A 19,993-nucleotide genomic window follows, 5' to 3' on the forward strand; every position below is an offset into this window, starting at 1 on the left:
GCGATGACATACACTTAATGCTTCGTCCTGAAAGAGGGTTTTGCTATGCGTTTCGCTTATTTACTGATGATAAGCCTGCTGCTGGCAGGCTGTTCCGCGCTTGATACCACGCCAAAAGCACCGCCCGCGCCGACGCAACAGGCGCAGGAGATTTCACGGGCGCAGAGTGGCGGTTTGCCGAAGCTGGGCAATATTACCGTTAACGTGCGCGGCTCACCGGATGATGCCGGGCGGGCCGTGGCCACCCGGGCTAACCAGGCCGGTGCGGCTTACTATCAGATCGTGGCGCTGAGTGAAACGGTAATGCCCGGTCTCTGGTACGCCAGCGCGATTCTTTACGGCGCATCACCTGCCACAGGCGCGGGCCAGTAAACGGTCTGTGATTGCTGTCTCAAGCGGGCGGGAGCCACGCCGATCGAGCCACTGCTGGCACCATGCATCCGCCAGCGGCGGTTCGCCATATTTCAGTAGCTGAGCGCCGGTCGCAAGCTGCAGCAGCGTGCGGGTCACCTCGCGCGCCTGCTCTTCGGGGACTTTGCTCATTCGCAGCCGTAACTGACGCCAGCGCGCATCGAAATGACGATTACTCCCTCTCACCGCTTCAAATTCCTGACTCAGCATCTCCGAAACCTCTGCCTGACGGGTGAGCACGCGCAGTACGTCAAGACACATCACGTTGCCCGACCCTTCCCAGATGCTGTTGACCGGTATGTCACGATAGAGGCGCGGCAGCTCGCTCGCTTCGCAGTAGCCGATGCCACCCAGCACTTCCATCGACTCCGCGACGAACGGGGCACCCGCTTTGCAGATCTGATATTTTGCAGCCGGAGTGAATAAGCGGGCAAACGTGACCTCATGCGGTTTTGCCGGTTGTGACCAGGCGCGCGCCAGCCGCATCAGCAGCGCGGTTTGTCCCTCCAGCTGCAGCGCCTGCTGTGCCAGAACCTGACGCATCAGCGGTTGATCCACCAGGTTTTTCCCCATCACCTGGCGCTGATGTGCATGCCAGAGTGCCACCGAGAATGCACGCCGCATCTGACCATGACTGCCGAGTGCGCAGTCGAAGCGCGTCATACCGCCCATTTTAAGGATGAGCCGCACGCCTTCGCCCTCTTCTCCCAGCAGCCAGCCGGTCGCATCGCGAAACTCCACCTCACAACTGGCATTTGAGCGATTACCCAGCTTATCTTTAAGCTGCTCAAGCTGGATGGCGTTGCGTGACCCGTCAGGCAACAGGCGCGGCAGGAAGAAGCAGCTTAATCCGGCGGGCGTCTGCGCCAGCACCAGATGCGCATCGCTCTGCGGCACCGAGAAGAACCATTTGTGGCCGGTCAGACGGTAGGCTTCACCCGGGCCGCGCGCGCCCAGCGGCTCGGCCCGGGTGGTGCTGGTGAGCAGATCGCTGCCGCCCTGTTTTTCCGTCATGCCCATACCGATCAGCAGACCCCGTTTCTGGTCGCCGGGCTGCGCATGGGTATCGTAACGATCGCTGAGCAGCGGATCGAGCCAGCCTTCGAACGCGGCAGGCAGATAAGTCTGCAGCAGTGGAATGGCCGCGTGCGTCATGGTCACCGGGCAAAGCGTGCCCGCTTCAACCTGCGCGTGCAGAATAAAGCGCGCAGCGCGCGCCACGCTGGCCTGTTCACGTACTGTGGGATGCCAGCTGAGATTATGCAGGCGGCTGGCGCAGACACCCTGCATCAGCAGGTGCCAGGCGGGGTGAAAACGGACTTCATCCATCCGTACGCCACGGCCGTCGTAGCGCAGCAGTTCAGGTGGCTCCGCGTTGGCGAGCCGGCCCAGTTCCAGCGACTCGGCGCTGCCCAGCTGTCGGCCTACCGAAGCCAGCCACTCCCGGTCCCATCCGGCGCCTTCGCGTGACAGTGCCTCGCCGAGCGGCGTATCAGACAGGAACAGGTTGCTGTTGCTCAGAGGATGGGGCTGATTAAAAACGGTGTGTGTTGTCCAGGTCATAACCACTCCTCGCGGATGTCACTCAGTAAGTATACCCGTCGTCTTTCAAGCTGCATTTTTGTTGGCTGCGTTCACTCACCCGAATCACTTACTCATGTAAGCTCATCGGGATTCGTTCTCTTGCCGCCTCAATGCAACCCGAAATCCTTTGGGTATATACGAATGACGCGCAGTTATGCCTGGTACAGAAACTAATTTGTGGCGAGGATCACATCGGGGATCAGGCGTTGCGCTGACGCACTGCTTCAAACAGGCAGACACCCGTAGCCACCGAGACATTCAGCGAAGAGACGCTGCCGGCCATCGGAATGCTGATCAGCTCATCGCAATGCTCACGGGTCAGACGACGCATGCCTTCCCCTTCCGCGCCCATCACCAGCGCCATCGGACCGGTCATTTTGCTCTGGAAGACGGTATGGTCAGCTTCACCTGCGGTACCGACAACCCAGATGTTGTACTCCTGCAGCAGACGCAGGGTACGTGCCAGGTTGGTGACGCGGATCAACGGCACATTTTCTGCCGCGCCGCTGGCCACTTTTTTGGCCGTTGCATTCAGGGGAGCAGAGCGATCTTTCGGCACGATAATCGCGTGAACACCGGCCGCATCGGCACTGCGCAGGCAGGCACCCAGATTGTGCGGATCGGTGACCCCGTCCAGCACCAGCAGGAAGGGTTTCTCCAGGCTCTGCAGCAGATCCGGCAGGTCGCCTTCCTGATACTGACGACCCGGTTTTACCCGCGCCACAATACCCTGATGTACACCGCCTTCAACCTGGCTGTCGAGCCACTTGCGCTCGGCCAGCTGAATCACGACCCCCTGAGCTTCCAGCGCGGCGACCACGGGTTGCAGGCGACGATCGTCGCGGCCTTTGAGGATAAAGACTTCCTGGAATCGTTGTGGATCACGTTCCAGCAGCGCCTGCACGGCATGGATACCAAAAATAATTTCGCTCATCGATCTGCTCAGTGTTTGGAAATGAATGAATGACCGCCCTTTCTCAGTGAGAAAGGGCGGGTGCGCGCATCAGTCAGGCTGCGCCTTTTTTCTGGCGCGCTTCGCCCGGGTGGCGGCGGCGATTTTACGGGTTTTTTCCGAGACGTTTTTACTTTTATTCTCGGTATTTGCAGCGGCGGGCTTGCCCTTGTCGCCCCGGAAAGCGGCGTCCGGCTCGAAGTTGGACTTCTTGCTCGCATCACGACGGCGTTTCGCTGGCGCTTTGTCGTCACGCTTCGCCCGGTCGCGTGCGGTTTTGCCTTCACCACGTACCTGACGCTGGCTGGAGATCAGGGCAAAGTCGATTTTACGCTCATCCATATGGACGGCTTCAACACGCACTTCAACCGTGTCACCCAGACGATAGGTGCGTCCGCCCGATTCACCGATCAGACGCTGACCTACCGGGTCAAAACGGTAGTAATCGTTGTCGAGCGTCGAAACGTGGACCAGACCATCAATGAACAGATCGCTTAAGCGTACAAAGAAGCCAAATCCGGTCACGCTGGAAATGACGCCGTTGAAGACGTTGCCAACCTGATCCTGCATGAAGTCACACTTGAGCCAGTCCGCGACGTCACGGGTCGCTTCATCGGCGCGGCGTTCGGTCAGGGAACAGTGCAGGCCCAGTTGCAGCATCTGCGGCATCTCGTAGTGATAGCCGCCGGTTGCTGTCGTCATATCTTTGGCGACGCTGCGATCTCTCGGCATCAGGTATTTAATGGCGCGCTGTACCAGGCCTTTACCTTCATCCTGCTCTTTTGCCAGCAGATATTTGATGGCGCGATGCAGCGTCAGATCCGGATAACGACGGATTGGCGAGGTAAAGTGCGCATACGACGAGAGTGCCAGACCAAAGTGACCGCGGTTTTCCGGGTCGTAAACGGCCTGCTTCATCGAACGCAGCAGCATGGTTTGCAGCATTTCCGCATCAGGACGATCGGCAACCTGCTTCAGCAGCGCCGCATAGTCGATTGGCTGCGGTTTATTGCCACCAGGCAGGCTCAGTCCCAGCTCGTTGAGCACGGTACGGAAACTCTTGATGCTTTCGTCGGTCGGACGATCGTGATCGCGGAACAGCGCCGGTTCCTGATTTTTCTCAACGAAGCGTGCCGAGGCGATGTTAGCCAGGATCATGCACTCTTCGATCAGCTTATGAGCGTCATTACGTGACACGCGCTCAACACGCTCAATACGGCGCTCGGCGTTGAAGATAAACTTCGCCTCTTCCGTTTCAAACGAGATACCGCCGCGCTCTTCACGAGCGGCTTCCAGCGCATGATAGAGGTTGTTCAGCTCTTCAAGGTCTTTAACCAGCGGCGCATACTGCTGACGCAGCTCTTTGTCGCCCTGCAGGATGTTCCAGACTTTGTTGTAGGTCAGACGCGCATGGGAGTTCATCACCGCTTCATAGTGCTTGAAGCCGGTCAGTTTACCTTTGGTCGAGATGGTCATCTCGCACACCATACAGAGGCGATCGACCTGCGGGTTAAGCGAACATAAGCCATTCGACAGCACTTCCGGCAGCATCGGCACAACCTGCGACGGGAAGTAGACCGAGGTTCCGCGCTGATGCGCTTCGTCATCCAGTGGGGTGCCCGGACGGACGTAATAGCTGACATCCGCGATAGCTACCCACAGACGCCATCCGCCACCGCGCTTCTTCTCACAGTAAACAGCATCATCAAAGTCACGGGCATCTTCACCATCGATGGTGACCAGCGGCAGCTTACGCAGATCGACGCGGCCTTTTTTGGCCTCTTCCGGGACTTCTTCTTTCAGTTTGCTGACCTGAGCTTCCACTTCCGGCGGCCAGGTGTGCGGGATTTCATGCGTACGCAGCGCCATATCCACGGCCAGGCTGGTACCCATATCATCGCCCAGAATCTCGGCGATTTTACCGATCGCTTTGCTGCGACGGTTGGGACGCTGGACCAGCTCAACCACCACCACGGAACCCATGCGGGCATTCATCGTCTCTTCAGGCGGGATGAGGATGTCAAAACTCAGGCGACTGTCGTCCGGTACCACGAAGCCAGCACCGGCATCGGTAAAGTAACGGCCAACGATCTGATTGTTGCGGGGTTCCTGCACCCGGACCACGCGCGCTTCGCGGCGGCCTTTGCGATCGGCACCCAGCGGCTGCGCCAGGATCACGTCACCGTGCATACAGAATTTCATCTGTTCTGCGGAAAGGTAGAGGTCATCTTTCTGACCTTCTGCCCGCAGGAAGCCGTAGCCATCGCGGTGGCCAATGACTTTACCGCGCAGGAGATCAAGACGTTCTGGCAGGGCATAACACTGACGGCGGGTGAACACCAGCTGACCATCACGCTCCATGGCGCGAAGGCGGCGACGCAGCGCCTCAAGGTATTCTTCTTCCTGCAGATTCATCTCTTCAGCCAGCTCTTCGCGGCTGGCCGGTTTTTCACGTTTTTCTAACAGAGCCAGAATAAATTCACGGCTCGGAATAGGGTTTTCGTATTTTTCAGCTTCTCTATCCTGAAAAGGATCTTTTGACATAGCGGTTCCTCCGATGTCATTTAATATTTATTTCCACCGGCGATCTGGACAAGATGATCTCATAAAGTGGTGTATTTCCTTCGACCAGATCTGCCAACGTATAGCTATCCAGCTCCTGCAAAAATCGCTGCACCGCATCATGTAACGCCTGCTTCAGACGACAGGCTGGCGTGATGGAACAGGACGCGCAATCCACTAATTGTAGTGGTTCCATCTTACGTACCACATCGCCAATGACAATCTGACGAGCTGGCATACCCAGACGAATGCCCCCGTTTTTACCACGCGTTGCGGCGACATAGCCCGCCCGGCTCAGCTGATTGATAATTTTGACCATATGATTACGGGACAAACCATAAGTGTTCGTCACTTCCGTAATATTGGTCTGCTGACCTTCCGGCAACGATGCCAGATAAATCAGTGCCCGTAAGCCATAATCAGTAAAACTCGTGAGCTGCACAGTAACCTCAGTGAACCTTCAGGCGCGGCATGACCTTATTCGCCCTGTGATTGATGCCAGGATTAAATCGGATCGCCATTCGATTAGCTACGATGATAAACCAGAGTCTGTCTGGCCGTGCGCTTTTTTAAGCCAGCAGAAGGTTTGACAAGCGAAGGGAGGTTAAGTGGCATCAAAGAATGGAAAAACAAGGGCCGGACAGCGTCCGGCCTGAATGATTACGCGTCGAACGGGTCGCGCAGAATCATTGTTTCACTACGATCAGGGCCGGTTGAGATGATATCAATCGGCACACCCGTTACCTCTTCCACACGCTTGATGTAGTCACGCGCGGCCTGAGGCAAACCTTCCAGCGTCTTGACGCCAAACGTTGTCTCACTCCAGCCTGGCAGGGTTTCGTAGATCGGCTCAATGCCTTCCCAGTTCTCTGCCGCCAGTGGCGTGGTGGTCACTTCGCGGCCATCAGGCATACGATAAGCCACACAGATCTTCACCTCTTTCAGGCCATCCAGCACGTCCAGCTTGGTCATGCAGAAACCTGACAGGGAGTTGATCTGGACCGCGCGGCGAACCGCTACCGCATCCAGCCAGCCGGTACGACGACGACGACCGGTGGTCGCGCCAAACTCATTACCCTGCGCACAGAGGAATTCGCCGGTTTCATCGAACAGCTCGGTCGGGAACGGGCCTGCGCCAACGCGGGTTGAGTAAGCTTTCACAATACCCAGCACGTAGTCGACATAACGCGGGCCAATGCCTGAACCGGTCGCTACGCCACCTGCGGTGGTGTTGGATGAGGTCACGTACGGATAGGTACCGTGATCGATATCCAGCAGCGTACCCTGCGCACCTTCAAACATAATCAGATCGCCACGCTTACGCGCGACGTCCAGCAGTTCAGAGACGTCAACGACCATGCCAGTGATGATGTCAGCGACTTCCATCACATCACTCAGCACTTTATCGAAGTCGACTGCCGGCTCTTTGTAGTACTCCACCAGCTGGAAGTTGTAGAAATCGACCACTTCTTTCAGCTTGGCAGCAAAGGTTTCTTTGTTAAACAGGTCGCTGACGCGCAGGGCACGGCGAGCGACTTTATCTTCATAAGCCGGTCCGATGCCACGACCCGTGGTACCAATCGCTTTGGCGCCACGAGCACGTTCACGCGCCATATCCATCGCAACATGATATTGCAGGATCAGCGGACAGGCTTCAGAAATCAGCAGACGTTCACGTACCGGAATCCCGCGCGCTTCCAGGCCTTTCATCTCTTTCATTAAGGCTTCAGGAGAGAGCACTACGCCGTTACCAATGATGCTGGTGACGTTATCGCGCAGAATGCCAGAAGGGATCAGGTGGAGGACGGTTTTTTCACCGTTGATGACAAGCGTGTGGCCCGCATTGTGGCCGCCTTGATAACGCACAACGTAATTCGCGCGCTCAGTCAGAAGGTCTACAATCTTACCTTTACCTTCGTCACCCCATTGGGTGCCCAGTACGACGACGTTCTTACCCATTTCTCAAAATCACCGATTGCTTAAAAAAGGATTCTACCATCTGATCCCGTGGTTTTCAGCACTTTTAGCATACGATTGCGCGCTTTTTTGCCTGAGTTTTGATCACTACAACATGTTGGGGATAATAGCGTTGAAAGGCACAATTTAGCCGGTCTGAACGTCAGCCTCAGAGGTTACCGTGCAGGCTGAGCATGCAGTAAATCACCATGCCAGCAACGACCAGTCCTCCACCAAAGCGGTGCAGCAGACGATCGGGCAACCGCGTCATCGTCAGGATCATGCGTCGCCAGGCGCGCGGCATAAACATTGGTCCCAACCCTTCCAGCACTAACACCAGCGCCAGCGCCATCCAGATGCTTGTTTTCATTCTGATACCCAAAAAAAAGGGCCGACAACATTGTCGGCCCACAGGTTATATCAGTTCTTAGCGTGTCGCGTTAGAGGGCGCCTTCATATATCGGAAGAAGTCGCTATCCGGGCTTAACACCATCACATCCTGATCGCTATTGAAGCTGTTTTCATAGGCACGCAGGCTACGAATAAAGGCATAGAAGTCAGGATCTTTGCTGAACGAATCGGCAAACAACCGCGCCGTTTCCGCATCACCGTCACCGCGTGTAATCAGCGCTTCACGCTGGGCTTCAGCCAGAGTACGGGTGACCTGGTAATCGGCCTGGGCGCGCAGTTTTTCCGCCTCTTCCTGACCCTGTGAACGCTGGCTACGCGCTACCGCTTCACGCTCAGCACGCATACGGTTGAAGATCGCATCAGACACTTCGGTCGGCAGGTTGATCTGCTTGATGCGTACATCCACCACCTGAATACCTAACGCCGCCATACTGTTCGGGTTCGGTGCTGGCTCGCTGCTGTTGGTTTCACGCTCGACACGGGCCGCTGCACTGGCAATCGCGTCATCAGCCGCAGGGGTTGCGATTTCATCATCGTTGCCTGCAGAGCCGGTATTCAGCGCGTCACGCACATCGGTAGTCAGACGACCACGGGAGTCCGTTACGATATCTTTCACATCCAGACGACCCATCTCAGAACGCAAGCGGTCACTGAACTTACGTTTCAGCAGCACTTCCGCCTGAGAGACATCACCGCCACCGGTGGCCAGGTAGTAGCGACTGAAGTCGCTGATACGCCACTTGATGTAGGAGTCCACGATCAGATCTTTCTTCTCTTTGGTGACGAAGCGATCGGCCTGGTTATCCATGGTCTGGATACGCGCATCCAGCGTTTTAACCGTTTCCAGGAATGGAATCTTGAAATGCAGACCCGGCTCAAACACCTGCGGTTTGTTTTCGCCGTCGCGCAGGACTTTACCGAAGCGCAGAACAATGCCTCGCTGCCCTTCCTGCACCACAAACAGGGACGCATAGAGCGCCACCAGCACGACAATGATTAAAAATACTATTGGCTTACGCATCGATTACTCTCTCCCTTCGCGCTGGCTGTCGCTGCGCTGAGCATTTGCCCGACGCTGATCCATGATATTGTCCGGACTGTATGACGACGTTTCATTGCGGCTGGCACTGCTATCGGAGCGCGCAGGCAGCGAAGAACCATTCGCGCCTTTCTGACCATTCTGGCCCGATGAAGTCTGACCGCCACGCATCAGTTGATCCAGCGGCAGCACCATCAGGTTATTACTCCGATCGTTAACCAGTACTTTGCGGGTATGGCTCAGCACACGTTCCATGGTCTCGATATAGAGACGCTCTTTGGTGATTTCGGGTGCAGCTTTATACTCAGGCAGGATCTTGGCGAAACGCGCCACCTCACCCTGCGCTTCCAGAACGGTACGCTCTTTGTAAGCGCGTGCCTCTTCCAGAATACGTTGCGCCTGGCCGTTAGCACGAGGCTGAACTTCGTTGGCGTAAGCTTCGGCTTCGCGAACGTACTGCTCGCGGTTTTCGCGTGCGGCAATCGCGTCATCAAATGCAGACTTCACCTCTTCCGGCGGACGTGCAGCCTGGAAGTTGACGTCCAGCACCGCGATCCCCATGTTATAAGGGCGAATCGTCTCGTCGATTTCACGCTGGGTATCGCTACGCACCACGGTACGACCTTCGGTCAGGATGCGGTCCATGGTAGAGCGACCAATCACGCCGCGCAGTGCGCTGTCGGTAGCCTGACGCAGGCTGTCGTCCGCGCTGGTCACAGCATAAAGATAACGTTCCGGATCGGTCACGCGGTACTGCACGTTCATCTCCACGCGTACCACGTTCTCATCCGAAGTCAGCATGACGCCAGAAGCAGCCAGTTCGCGCACCGATTCAACGTTAACCGCACGCACCTGATCAACGAATGTCGGCTTCCAGTTCAGGCCGGGTTCGACCAGATGACTGAACTTACCGAAGCGCGTCACCACGCCACGTTCCGCTTCTTTGATGGTGTAGAAACCGCTTGCAGCCCAGATGACTACAGCAGCAACAGCCACGATACCAACAATTTTGCGACCGCTGCCGGAGCCGCGCTGACCGTTGTCGTTCTGTTTGCCACCGCCCAGTCCACCAAGCTTCTTGCTCAGCTTACGGAAGATATCATCCAGATCAGGAGGCCCGGATTCCCGTCCTCCCTTATTCCCCCCAGAGTTGCCGCCTTGATTATTGCTGCTTCCCCACGGGTCGCGGTCCTGTCCGTTATTTCCGGGCTGATTCCACGCCATGTTTCTACTCCATTTATTGTAATTACGATTTTTACCCTTCAGCTTTCGGATTGCAGCGGTGTTGGCTGCCTTCGCTCACCCTGGTCACTTACCTGCGTAAGCTCCCGGGGATTCACTCAGTTGCCGCCTTGCTGAAATCCAAAATACTCGGGTAACGCCAGCGTATTCGGGTCTGCAAAGAAAGTGCGACAATCTTCAATTTTTAAGGTAAATGCGTTTGGGCAATATCAAACAATGTAACTGGTCAGCGACGGTTCCTGCTTACATAAACGCATCCACTCAATAATGGGCATACGTATCTGCAATCCTACACTGCCGTCTTCTTCATTCCACTCTTTCTCAATCGCCTGCAGCTGATAGAAACGGCTGCGAAGTCGCCCCGCTTCCGGTGGCAGACGTAATGCGTGCTGGGCTATTTCACCCGCCAGACGCTCAGACAGCGCCTGCCATAGCAACGGAATGCCTGCGCCTGTCTGGGCGGAAAGCCAGACGCGGATTGGCAGGTTCTCTTCGTTACGATCAATACGCGGTTCGAATCCGTCGAGCATATCGATTTTATTCATCACCAGTAACGTCGGGATTTCGTCCGCTTCAATCTCTTCCAGTACGGCATCGACGGCGGCGATATTTTCCGTGACGCGAAGGTCAGCCCCATCAATCACGTGCATTAACAGCGTCGCCTGACGTGTCTCCTGCAGCGTGGCTTTAAAAGCGGCAACCAGATCGTGAGGAAGATGGCGAATAAAGCCTACCGTGTCCGCCAGTACCACGTCCCCGACATCAGCAACATTCAGACGGCGCAGTGTGGGGTCGAGCGTCGCAAACAGCTGGTCTGCGGCAAAGACGTTGGCGGAGGTCATGGCGTTAAAGAGGGTCGACTTGCCGGCGTTGGTGTAACCCACCAGCGAAACCGTTGGCACATCCGCTTTGGCGCGTGACTGACGTCCCTGCTCACGCTGTTTTTCAACTCGCTCAAGACGAGACAAAATCTGACTGATACGGCCGCGCAACAGCCGGCGGTCCGTTTCTAACTGCGTTTCACCCGGGCCACGTAAACCAATCCCGCCTTTCTGGCGTTCAAGGTGGGTCCAGCCGCGCACCAGACGTGTCGCAAGATGGCGCAGCTGTGCCAGCTCAACCTGCAATTTACCTTCGTGGGTACGTGCGCGTTGGGCAAAGATATCCAGAATTAAACCGGTGCGATCAATGACCCGGCATTCGCACAGGCGCTCGAGGTTTCTTTCCTGAGCGGGCGTAAGGGCATGATCGAATAATACGACCGATGCTCCTGTTGTTTTTACCGCATCGGCAATTTCAACGGCCTTTCCTTCACCGACAAAATACTTGGGGTGTGGCGCTTTGCGGCTGCCAGTAACCACTTGCAGCGCCTCAACGCCAGCAGAAGAGACCAGGGTTTCAAACTCCTGCAAATCTTCTACTTCTTTGTCTTGGGAGAACCAGATGTGTACCAGTACGGCCTGCTCACCGGCTTCATAACGGTCAAACAAGCTATAACCTCGCTAAATAAAAGACCAGGACGGAAAACCGCTGTTCTCCGTTCCTGGCTGTACGGTGACGCGTTATTCTGCGTTATCACCGTCTTGTTGTGGCTGTGGCTGCGCAGTTGTGTTGCTGCCGCCATGATGGTAATTGTTGCTGCCGCCACCGGTATTATTGCTATGGTGAGAAACCGGGCGTGAAGGAACAACGGTAGAAATGGCGTGCTTATACACCATCTGACTCACCGTGTTTTTCAACAAAATGACGAACTGATCAAATGACTCAATCTGACCCTGCAACTTAATACCGTTAACCAGATAAATCGAAACCGGAACACGTTCACGACGCAGTGCGTTCAAAAACGGGTCTTGTAATGATTGCCCCTTAGCCATTCTATCTTTTCCTTATATGCTTGTTGTTTGTTGCAAGTAGAACCTATGGTTCTGAAAAAAACTGCGTAAAAATTTGCGCACGATAACCCATCAATTGTACACAATCACCCATGCTTCGCACTAAGAACCTGTAACACTGTATCACGCGCCAGCCGGGGCTCGTCACTGTCAAGCCAGTGAACATTTTCCCAACCGCGTAACCAGGTCATCTGTCGCTTAGCAAGCTGCCGGGTTGCGCAAATTCCCCGATAAACCATCTCGCTGTAATCGATTTCGCCCGATAAATAAGACCACATCTGACGATAGCCAACACAACGAATGGAAGGCATGTCCGTATGCAAATCACCTCGTGCAAAAAGGGCCCGAGACTCCGCTTCAAATCCTGACGCCAACATCTGCTCAAAACGCAACGCGATGCGCTGGTGCAGCAATTCACGGCTCGCGGGGGCGATGGCAAACTGTTGCACGTCGTAGGGTAACGCTTCACCGGATGTTTTTGTCAGTTCCGTTAAAGTTTTACCCGAAATAAAAAAAACTTCCAGTGCTCGCGAAAGTCTCTGCGGATCATTCGGATGAATACGACTGCCGGCAACCGGGTCGATTTCACACAGCTGGCGGTGTAAAGCTTCCCAGCCTTTTTCACGCGCCGTTTGCTCTATCCGCTGACGAACGTCGGGATCGGCCGAGGGCAACGGCGACAATCCTTCAAGTAACGCCTTGAAGTAGAGCATGGTTCCACCAACAAGCAACGGTATTCGTCCGGCTTCAACGATATCCGCCATTTCTGCTAAAGCATCCCGCCGGAACTCCGCTGCCGAATAGGCTTCAGCGGGATCGCGAATGTCGAGCAGACGATGGGGGGCCACTGCTAACTCCTCAGCCGACGGTTTCGCCGTACCAATATCCATCTGACGATAGATTAAGGCAGAGTCTACGCTGATTAGTTCCACTGGTAACCGCTTACGCAATTCAATTGCTAAAGCAGTCTTGCCAGAAGCCGTGGGTCCCATCAAAAAAATAGCCTTTGGCCGGCCAGCCTGGTTTAATTCACTCATGCTTCAACGCGTTGATCGCGCTCTCAATCTCTATGGGCTGTAATAAGCCTGAAGGCGGCGATTTCAGCAGCTGTGGGCAAAGCCGTTCAAGCTCTGCCAGCAGGTTGATCGCCTGTGAGTGATTCCAGTCGGAGGACTCTGTATCCTGACGCCGCGCCAGCCACTGGGCCAGTTGCGTCGCAGAGATCTCCTGCTGCCGGGCGAGATAGCCTAACAGCTCAGGAATCAAGATTTGTAAATTTTGTGTTCGTAACGGTAAAGGCACCGCGCGTAAGGTCACGTGGTCACCTTCGGGCTGAAGATCAATACCCATCTGATTGAGCAGGCTGCTCTTTTCTTTTGCGGCCTGCCGTTCATCCAGGGCGATTTTGAGCCGCACCGGAATCAGCAGGGGTTGCGGTTTAAGCCCTTCCTCACCCGGTTCAAGCTGCGCCTGTTTCAGCCAGCGCGCCGCGACCGGCAGCGCCATCAGCATTAACTTCTGATCCTGCTCCAGCAGCGCATAGTGGTTTTGCAACACGGTCAGTACCCGGCCAAAGCTCTGGGCATGCGCGGCCAGCGGCGAGGGTTTTTCGGCCGGACGCGGTGCCGGTTCACGGTTTTTTGGCGGCGGCGTGGCGCTGACAGGCGTTTTCAGCAACTGCTGATAAACCGCGCCTTCACGCTGACGATACACGTTCTCTTTGTTTTGCCAGGCCGGCGCCGCTGCGGGCGGTGTTTGCCGCGTGGAGGCTGAAGATTGATTCTCGCTGGCGGGCGCTGCAGGCTGCGCAAAATGATTCCCCCCCGCCGCCTGACGGTTTTCCGGCTGCCAGCGCGGTGCGGCTTCTTCTGCCTGCAGCGCAGGCAAAATGGGTGACGCTATCGCCTGTAACGCGCTGACCACGCCCTGATAAATAAAATCATGCACCAGGCGTGACTGATGAAAACGCACTTCATGCTTGGCCGGGTGAACGTTGACATCCACCTGATGCGGATCGATCTCCAGATAGAGCACGTAAGCGGGCTGCTGGTCATCCTGGAGCTGGGTCTGGAAAGCCTGGCGAATAGCGTGATTAATCAGCTTGTCGCGCATCATCCGGCCATTGACGTAGCAATATTGTAACTCGGTGACCTGGCGCGAACCGGCGGGATCGGCGACCCAGCCGCGCAGCGAGAGATCATCATGCTGCCAGTCAATTCGCAGCGCATGCTGAATAAACGTGGTGCCGCAGATAGCCGCCAGTCGCCGTTCGCGCTGGCTCTCCTCGCTGACGGCCCGATACTGACGCATCATTTTGCCGTTGTGGCTCAGTGAAAGCGCGACATCAAAACGCGCCAGTGCAATACGACGGATCACTTCGTCGATATGACCGAACTCGGTTTTCTCTGTGCGCATAAATTTGCGGCGCGCCGGGGTGTTATAAAACAGATCCAGCACTTCGAGCGTGGTCCCACAGGGATGCGCAGCCGGTTTAACCGTTACCGTCATATCACGCCCTTCCGCATAGGCCTGCCAGGCTTCGGTTTGATCGGCGGTACGTGAGGTTAAGGTCAGGCGGGAGACAGAACTGATACTGGCGAGCGCTTCACCGCGAAAACCCAGGCTCATGATCGCTTCCAGGTCATCCAGTGAGGCGATTTTACTGGTGGCGTGTCGGGCCAGCGCCATCGACAGCTCGCTTTTCACGATGCCGCAGCCGTTGTCACGAATGCGGATAAGCTTTGCGCCCCCCTTTTCAATATCAACGTCAATGCGCGTTGCACCAGCATCCAGGCTGTTCTCCACCAGCTCTTTTACAACCGATGCAGGACGTTCAACCACTTCACCCGCCGCAATCTGGTTTGCCAGTTGGGGCGGTAAAATTTGTATCGGCATGGTTTTCCTTTTAGCTGGTCGCCCGGCGCAGCGGTCGGGCAAACAATCAGGATGCAGGGATTTTCAGGTTCTGCCCCAACATGACGTTGGTCGATTTCAGATTATTGGTCTGCATTATCGCTTTCGGGCTGACGCCATAATGTGCGGCAATGCCGGTCAGTGAATCCCCCACAACCACTTTATGACGCACAATGCCGCGTGGCGTGGCGCGCGTGGTGCGGCTGGCGGCCGCACTGGCCGGCACTTTCAACCGCTGTCCGACCCATACCACATCCCGCTTCAGGGTGTTCATTTCACGCAGTGTCGACATGCTGACGCCATACTTCGCGGCAATCCCGGAGAGTGTCTCACCGCGCGTAACCGTATGGCGCTGAGTTACGCCGGTATATTGCGTCACCCCGGTCGCCGGGTTGCTGGCGACGTTAACCGCTGGCGACGAGCCCAGCGGCCGGTTTTCCTCCTTTGGGATGGATTGCAGCGGGTGCGCCAGGAAATAAGTGCGCAGACCTTTATAGATCGACTGCGCAATCTTATCCTGGTGTGCGCTACTGCCAAGCAGTCGCTCCTCCGAGGAATTACTGATAAAGCCGGTTTCCACCAGCAAAGAAGGAATATCGGGTGAACGCAGCACGCCAAGACTGGCATGCTCAGGCAGACGTTTATGCAGCGACGTCACGCTGCGCATCTGCTGCAACACTTTCTGGGCGATGTCATAACCGACACGCTGCGAGTGACCGAATTGCAGGTCAAGTACTGCCTGGCTGAGGTAGGGGTCGGCCTGACTGTTAGCCAGCAGGTCACCTGCGCCGCCCAGCAGCTCAGACTGTTTCTCTTTCTGCTCCAGCCAGTTAGCCATCTCGTTATTGGCCCGGCGGTTTGATAATACCCAGACCGATGCACCGGTCGCCGCATGGCTCGGCGCGGCGTCAGCATGAATTGAAACCAGCACGTTGGCGTTGGCTTTACGCGCCACGTCGGAGCGGCCCATAACCGAGATAAAATAGTCGCCATCACGCGTCAGGACGCCTTTGAACATCGGATCGTTATTCAGCAACACCCGCAGTTTACGTGCAATTGCGATCGTGACGTTCTTCTCTTTCAGTCCGCGCTGCCCGATAGCGCCGGGATCCTGACCGCCATGTCCGGCATCAATCGCCACAATCACGGTATCGTTCTGGCTGACGGCCCGGCCAGGACTCACGGTGCTGGCTGTGCTGGTCACGGACGTCACCGGATTCGAATTAAAGGGGTTCGCCGCTGCGGCACTCTGGGTGGGCACGCGCGTCGGGGCCGTTACCGGCGCAGGCACACTGCGCGTAACAGCAGGCGGCTTACCGGTAATGGTGAAGACCACGCTGTAGCTGTTGCCATTGCGCTGGGTGACCGCCCGGGTTTTACCCGCCTGCGTCAGCTCAAACACCAGCCGCACGCTCTGTTTATCTTTCGGGGTGCTGGTGCGAATTCGCTTTACGATGTTTTCGCCGCTGAAATTTAACGGCAGCCCCTGAACCACGCCGCTCTGGCGCACATCAAGCACCACACGGTCAGGATTGCGCAGCGGGAAGAAGCCATAGACAGGTTGTCCGGCAAAGTTCAGGGTGATGGTTGCCTGGCTGTCGCCATTAGCGACTTTGATATCCGACAGGGTGGCGGCAAACAGGGGTGTACAGACCAGCAGCAACAGTGTCACCAGCGCTATTTTCATCCGTGACATCATGCCTGATCCCTGCCCTGACCAAATTGTTCAAGCCATTGCTGGCCCGACGAGGATTGTGCCGTCAGTTCCGCTTCACGCGCCTCACCCACGTAACGCAGCGTTAGCGTGAGATCGGGCGGCGGCAGAAAACCGGCGCCCTGCTGCGGCCATTCAACCAGGCAGATAGCATCGCCGCTGAAATAGTCGCGGATGCCCATGAATTCAAGCTCTTCAGGATCGGCAAGACGATAGAGGTCGAAGTGATAAAGTGTGCGGTCGTCCAGCGTGTAAGGCTCAACCAGCGTGTAAGTAGGGCTTTTGACGTTGCCCTGATGGCCCAGCGCCTGCAGAAAGCCGCGGCTGAAGGTGGTTTTACCCGCCCCCAGATCGCCATAGAGATAAATCACTGCCGCGCTGCCACAGGCGCGCGCCAGCTGAGCGCCCAAACTGAGCGTAGCCGCCTCATCGGGCAAAGAGATAACACAGGTCTTCATGCTTCTTTATTCATCTCAGGATTAACAAACTGCCACAGCAGATCCAGTAAATCAGTTGCCAGCATACCGCGCGTACCACGTTCCGCAGCGACCGCATCGGCCGCGGCACCATGTGCAACGCAGCCGGCGCAGGCCGCATCAAACAGCGTCAGTTTCTGGCCCACCAGCGAGGCGATGATTCCACTCAGGAGATCGCCCATACCGCCGGAGGCCATACCGGCATTGCCCACGTCAGCAAAGGCCATTTCACCCTGCTCGCTGGCAATCAGCGTACCGGCACCTTTCAGTACCACTACACCACCATAACGCTGCGCCAATGTCTGCGCTGCATGTAAGCGGTCACTCTCAATTTCACTGGTCTCGGTATTCAGCAAACGCGCCGCTTCACCAGGATGCGGCGTAATAATGCGATTCTGACGTTTCTCCGCACTGATTGCCAGCAGGTTAAGTGCATCCGCGTCCCAAAGCATCGGCTTTTCACTGCTCGCGACCTGCTTCAGCGCACGCTTTCCCCAGTCGCGCTGACCCAGACCGGGCCCTATCGCAATGACATCGGCCCACTCCAGCGCCTCCGTCAGGCGCTCATCGGTCAGTTCATCGACCATAATTTCGGGCCGGGCGGTCAGGATCGGAATAATATTATCTTTGTGAGTAAGTACTCGCACCAACCCACTACCGCTGCGCAACGCCGCTTCGGCCGTCATCCGTACCGCGCCAGCGGTACCGGCATCGCCCCCCACTACCAGCAGCCGGCCATGACTGCCCTTGTGCGAGGTTGGTTTGCGCGGCTTGAGCCAGCGGGTTAATGCGCTGGCATCATAACGCGCGATGGGAGCCCCTTCGCCCGCCAGAAAAGCGGCCAGGCCGAGATCGGCATAGTAAAGCTCTCCAATGTAATCTCGCGCTTTGCCAGTGATCTGGCCCGGTTTAAGAGCAACCACACTCAGCGTATGGCTGGCATTAATTACCTCACCGGGCGCGGTGCCATTGCGGGCTGATAAGCCGGAAGGCATATCAATGGCAAGTTTCGGCGCCGCATGAGCGTTCGCCTGCTGGATCAGCGTGGCATAGGGTTCTTCGGGCGCACGATGACTGCCGGTTCCCAGCAGCGCATCCACAATCACATCGATCTGCTCTGGCCAGACCGCATCGGCCGCATGAATTTCACCGCCCGCATCCAGCCACGCGTCCCGTGCACGCTGCGCCTCTTCCGGCAACACTTTTTCACTTTCGCACGCCAGCAGCGTAACGGTTTTGCCCGCCGCCTGTCCCAGTCGCGCCAGCACATAACCATCGCCACCGTTGTTGCCGTGACCACACAGAATCAGCCAGTGGCTGGCCTCTGGCCAGTGCGCAGTCAGATGCTCGTAAGCGGCCTGTCCGGCACGCAGCATCAGCTCATACAGCGTAATGCCGAGCGCATCGGCCCCCTGTTGCTCAAGCCGGGCCACAGCCTGCGCAGGCCAGACAGAATATGGTAAACTGCGGCTGTTTTTCTTCGAATCCTGGTTACTCATGTCATACCCTCTCGATCTTCATCAATTCGCACAACAGATTAAACAGTGGGGATTGGATCTCGGCTTTCAGCAGGTCGGCATCACCGATACCGATCTCAGTGCGGAAGAGCCGCGCCTGCAGGCGTGGCTGGATAAGCAGTATCATGGCGAGATGGAGTGGATGGCGCGACACGGCATGATGCGGGCGCGTCCTCATGAACTGCTGCCCGGCACGCTGCGCGTTATCAGCGTTCGCATGAACTACCTTCCGGCCAAAGCCGCCTTTGCCAGCACGTTGAAAAATCCCCAGCTGGGCTATGTCAGCCGTTATGCATTAGGTCGTGATTACCACAAAGTATTGCGCAATCGACTGAAAAAGCTCGGAGAAATGATCCAGCAGCATTGTGGCGAGCTTAATTTTCGCCCGTTTGTGGATTCGGCCCCGCTGCTTGAGCGGCCGCTGGCCGCCAAAGCGGGACTCGGCTGGACCGGCAAACATTCGCTGATACTGAATCGGGAAGCAGGCTCATGGTTTTTCCTCGGCGAACTGCTGATCGATATTCCGCTGCCGATAGATACACCGCAGCAGGAGCAGTGTGGCCGCTGTGTCGCCTGCATGACCATCTGCCCTACCAGCGCGATCGTTGAGCCCTACGTCGTGGATGCCAGGCGCTGTATTTCCTATCTCACCATTGAGCTGGAAGGCGCGATCCCGGAAGAATTTCGCCCGCTGATGGGCAACCGGATATATGGCTGTGATGACTGCCAGCTGATCTGTCCGTGGAATCGCTATGGACAACTCAGTGACGAAAGCGACTTTTCACCGCGAGCGGCGCTACACGCCCCTGAGCTGATCGATCTGTTTCAATGGGATGAAGCGAAGTTTTTACGCATCACTGAAGGCTCAGCGATTCGCCGCATTGGTCATGTACGCTGGCTGCGTAATATTGCAGTGGCGCTGGGTAACGCGCCCTGGTCGCCCGAAATCGTTCAGGTACTGGAACAACGACTCGGTGAAAGTGACCTGCTGGATGAACATATTCTGTGGGCAATCACGCAGCAGCAGCAGAAACGCGAGCAACTCGTGGTTGAAGTGCAACCTGCCCAGCAGAAGCGCCTGGTTCGTGCAGTAGAGAAGGGTTTACCGCGTGATGCGTGATTGAACAGCTTGATCGCGAATTATCGTTTTCCACATGCTGTGAATAAAAATAAAAAGCTGTTGTCATTCAACTGCAACAACGCTGATTTTGCTGTTAAATAACAAATTGAAATATTTTCATAATGATAAATATCAACAACTTATATAAAAGTTGTGTTTATTTAATAATGAGGCTATCGCTTCGGTTAACCTGCAAGGTTGTGG

General features: G+C 56.2%; 17 protein-coding genes. 2 read left to right on the forward strand and 15 right to left on the reverse strand.

Annotation, left to right across the window (positions count from 1 at the left end; translation table 11 throughout):
- Positions 1 to 45 precede the first annotated feature (45 nt).
- The gene (gene bsmA / locus ACO6VX_RS12905; protein ID WP_031592741.1) at positions 46 to 372 is read left to right on the forward strand and encodes a biofilm peroxide resistance protein BsmA; all 327 of its coding nucleotides are present in this window, start codon (positions 46 to 48) and stop codon (positions 370 to 372) included.
- Here the strand turns inward: bsmA and ACO6VX_RS12910 are convergent.
- The 15 genes from ACO6VX_RS12910 to nnr all read right to left on the reverse strand — a co-directional run bounded on the left by ACO6VX_RS12910 (position 346) and on the right by nnr (position 18,651).
- The gene (locus tag ACO6VX_RS12910) at positions 346 to 1,974 is read right to left on the reverse strand and encodes an isovaleryl-CoA dehydrogenase (protein WP_422458174.1); all 1,629 of its coding nucleotides are present in this window, start codon (positions 1,972 to 1,974) and stop codon (positions 346 to 348) included. The genes bsmA and ACO6VX_RS12910 overlap by 27 nt on opposite strands.
- Before the next feature lie 220 nt (positions 1,975 to 2,194).
- Complete coding sequence (gene rlmB, locus ACO6VX_RS12915) at positions 2,195 to 2,929, reverse strand: 23S rRNA (guanosine(2251)-2'-O)-methyltransferase RlmB (protein WP_010256134.1); 735 nt, start codon at positions 2,927 to 2,929, stop codon at positions 2,195 to 2,197.
- 69 nt (positions 2,930 to 2,998) lie between these two features.
- Positions 2,999 to 5,491, reverse strand: coding sequence for a ribonuclease R (gene rnr / locus ACO6VX_RS12920; RefSeq protein WP_422458175.1), 2,493 nt, complete (start codon positions 5,489 to 5,491; stop codon positions 2,999 to 3,001).
- Positions 5,492 to 5,507: 16 nt separating this feature from the next.
- Complete coding sequence (gene nsrR, locus ACO6VX_RS12925) at positions 5,508 to 5,951, reverse strand: nitric oxide-sensing transcriptional repressor NsrR (RefSeq protein ID WP_010256130.1); 444 nt, start codon at positions 5,949 to 5,951, stop codon at positions 5,508 to 5,510.
- A 218-nt stretch (positions 5,952 to 6,169) separates the two neighbouring features.
- Positions 6,170 to 7,468 (reverse strand): adenylosuccinate synthase, encoded by a 1,299-nt coding sequence (locus ACO6VX_RS12930; RefSeq protein WP_010256129.1) that lies wholly within the window; start codon positions 7,466 to 7,468, stop codon positions 6,170 to 6,172.
- 166 nt (positions 7,469 to 7,634) lie between these two features.
- Positions 7,635 to 7,835, reverse strand: coding sequence for a DUF2065 domain-containing protein (locus tag ACO6VX_RS12935; protein WP_010256126.1), 201 nt, complete (start codon positions 7,833 to 7,835; stop codon positions 7,635 to 7,637).
- 57 nt (positions 7,836 to 7,892) lie between these two features.
- Positions 7,893 to 8,897 carry a protease modulator HflC gene (gene hflC, locus ACO6VX_RS12940; protein WP_010256123.1) on the reverse strand — a complete coding sequence of 335 codons (1,005 nt, stop codon included), beginning with the start codon at positions 8,895 to 8,897 and terminating at the stop codon, positions 7,893 to 7,895.
- A gap of 3 nt (positions 8,898 to 8,900) precedes the next feature.
- Positions 8,901 to 10,139, reverse strand: a complete 1,239-nt coding sequence (gene hflK, locus ACO6VX_RS12945) for an FtsH protease activity modulator HflK (protein WP_236352088.1) — start codon at positions 10,137 to 10,139, stop codon at positions 8,901 to 8,903.
- Between the two features lie 227 nt (positions 10,140 to 10,366).
- Positions 10,367 to 11,647 carry a ribosome rescue GTPase HflX gene (gene hflX / locus ACO6VX_RS12950; RefSeq protein ID WP_010256119.1) on the reverse strand — a complete coding sequence of 427 codons (1,281 nt, stop codon included), beginning with the start codon at positions 11,645 to 11,647 and terminating at the stop codon, positions 10,367 to 10,369.
- 72 nt (positions 11,648 to 11,719) lie between these two features.
- Positions 11,720 to 12,031 carry an RNA chaperone Hfq gene (gene hfq, locus ACO6VX_RS12955; protein ID WP_010256116.1) on the reverse strand — a complete coding sequence of 104 codons (312 nt, stop codon included), beginning with the start codon at positions 12,029 to 12,031 and terminating at the stop codon, positions 11,720 to 11,722.
- 104 nt (positions 12,032 to 12,135) lie between these two features.
- Positions 12,136 to 13,086: a tRNA (adenosine(37)-N6)-dimethylallyltransferase MiaA gene (miaA, locus tag ACO6VX_RS12960; protein WP_010256112.1), complete on the reverse strand. Its 951-nt coding sequence runs from the start codon at positions 13,084 to 13,086 to the stop codon at positions 12,136 to 12,138.
- Positions 13,079 to 14,944, reverse strand: a complete 1,866-nt coding sequence (gene mutL / locus ACO6VX_RS12965) for a DNA mismatch repair endonuclease MutL (RefSeq protein ID WP_010699808.1) — start codon at positions 14,942 to 14,944, stop codon at positions 13,079 to 13,081. The genes miaA and mutL overlap by 8 nt, the downstream gene beginning before the upstream one ends.
- A gap of 46 nt (positions 14,945 to 14,990) precedes the next feature.
- A complete protein-coding gene (gene amiB, locus ACO6VX_RS12970; protein ID WP_022623938.1) occupies positions 14,991 to 16,661 on the reverse strand; it encodes an N-acetylmuramoyl-L-alanine amidase AmiB in 1,671 nt (556 codons plus the stop codon).
- Positions 16,658 to 17,134, reverse strand: a complete 477-nt coding sequence (tsaE, locus tag ACO6VX_RS12975) for a tRNA (adenosine(37)-N6)-threonylcarbamoyltransferase complex ATPase subunit type 1 TsaE (protein WP_010256103.1) — start codon at positions 17,132 to 17,134, stop codon at positions 16,658 to 16,660. Before tsaE ends, amiB begins: the two co-directional genes overlap by 4 nt.
- Positions 17,131 to 18,651 carry a bifunctional ADP-dependent NAD(P)H-hydrate dehydratase/NAD(P)H-hydrate epimerase gene (gene nnr / locus ACO6VX_RS12980; RefSeq protein ID WP_236352087.1) on the reverse strand — a complete coding sequence of 507 codons (1,521 nt, stop codon included), beginning with the start codon at positions 18,649 to 18,651 and terminating at the stop codon, positions 17,131 to 17,133. The genes tsaE and nnr overlap by 4 nt, the downstream gene beginning before the upstream one ends.
- Between nnr and queG the strand changes: the two genes are divergently transcribed.
- Positions 18,650 to 19,789 (forward strand): tRNA epoxyqueuosine(34) reductase QueG, encoded by a 1,140-nt coding sequence (gene queG, locus ACO6VX_RS12985; protein WP_191917486.1) that lies wholly within the window; start codon positions 18,650 to 18,652, stop codon positions 19,787 to 19,789. The genes nnr and queG overlap by 2 nt on opposite strands.
- Positions 19,790 to 19,993: the final 204 nt, after the last annotated feature.

The organism is Pantoea sp. BJFS-204 (assembly GCF_049310725.1).
GTDB classification, from domain to species: domain Bacteria; phylum Pseudomonadota; class Gammaproteobacteria; order Enterobacterales; family Enterobacteriaceae; genus Pantoea; species Pantoea agglomerans.

Bases quoted from the DNA above. Each gene is read 5' to 3' on its own strand.
- hflK (WP_236352088.1), bottom strand. From the start codon at position 10,139: ATGGCGTGGAATCAGCCCGGAAATAACGGACAGGACCGCGACCCGTGG.
- rlmB (WP_010256134.1), bottom strand. From the start codon at position 2,929: ATGAGCGAAATTATTTTTGGTATCCATGCCGTGCAGGCGCTGCTGGAA.
- rnr (WP_422458175.1), bottom strand. From the start codon at position 5,491: ATGTCAAAAGATCCTTTTCAGGATAGAGAAGCTGAAAAATACGAAAAC.
- ACO6VX_RS12910 (WP_422458174.1), bottom strand. From the start codon at position 1,974: ATGACCTGGACAACACACACCGTTTTTAATCAGCCCCATCCTCTGAGC.
- miaA (WP_010256112.1), bottom strand. From the start codon at position 13,086: ATGAGTGAATTAAACCAGGCTGGCCGGCCAAAGGCTATTTTTTTGATG.
- ACO6VX_RS12930 (WP_010256129.1), bottom strand. From the start codon at position 7,468: ATGGGTAAGAACGTCGTCGTACTGGGCACCCAATGGGGTGACGAAGGT.
- hfq (WP_010256116.1), bottom strand. From the start codon at position 12,031: ATGGCTAAGGGGCAATCATTACAAGACCCGTTTTTGAACGCACTGCGT.
- ACO6VX_RS12935 (WP_010256126.1), bottom strand. From the start codon at position 7,835: ATGAAAACAAGCATCTGGATGGCGCTGGCGCTGGTGTTAGTGCTGGAA.
- hflC (WP_010256123.1), bottom strand. From the start codon at position 8,897: ATGCGTAAGCCAATAGTATTTTTAATCATTGTCGTGCTGGTGGCGCTC.
- queG (WP_191917486.1), top strand. From the start codon at position 18,650: ATGTCATACCCTCTCGATCTTCATCAATTCGCACAACAGATTAAACAG.
- tsaE (WP_010256103.1), bottom strand. From the start codon at position 17,134: ATGAAGACCTGTGTTATCTCTTTGCCCGATGAGGCGGCTACGCTCAGT.
- bsmA (WP_031592741.1), top strand. From the start codon at position 46: ATGCGTTTCGCTTATTTACTGATGATAAGCCTGCTGCTGGCAGGCTGT.
- amiB (WP_022623938.1), bottom strand. From the start codon at position 16,661: ATGATGTCACGGATGAAAATAGCGCTGGTGACACTGTTGCTGCTGGTC.
- mutL (WP_010699808.1), bottom strand. From the start codon at position 14,944: ATGCCGATACAAATTTTACCGCCCCAACTGGCAAACCAGATTGCGGCG.
- nnr (WP_236352087.1), bottom strand. From the start codon at position 18,651: ATGAGTAACCAGGATTCGAAGAAAAACAGCCGCAGTTTACCATATTCT.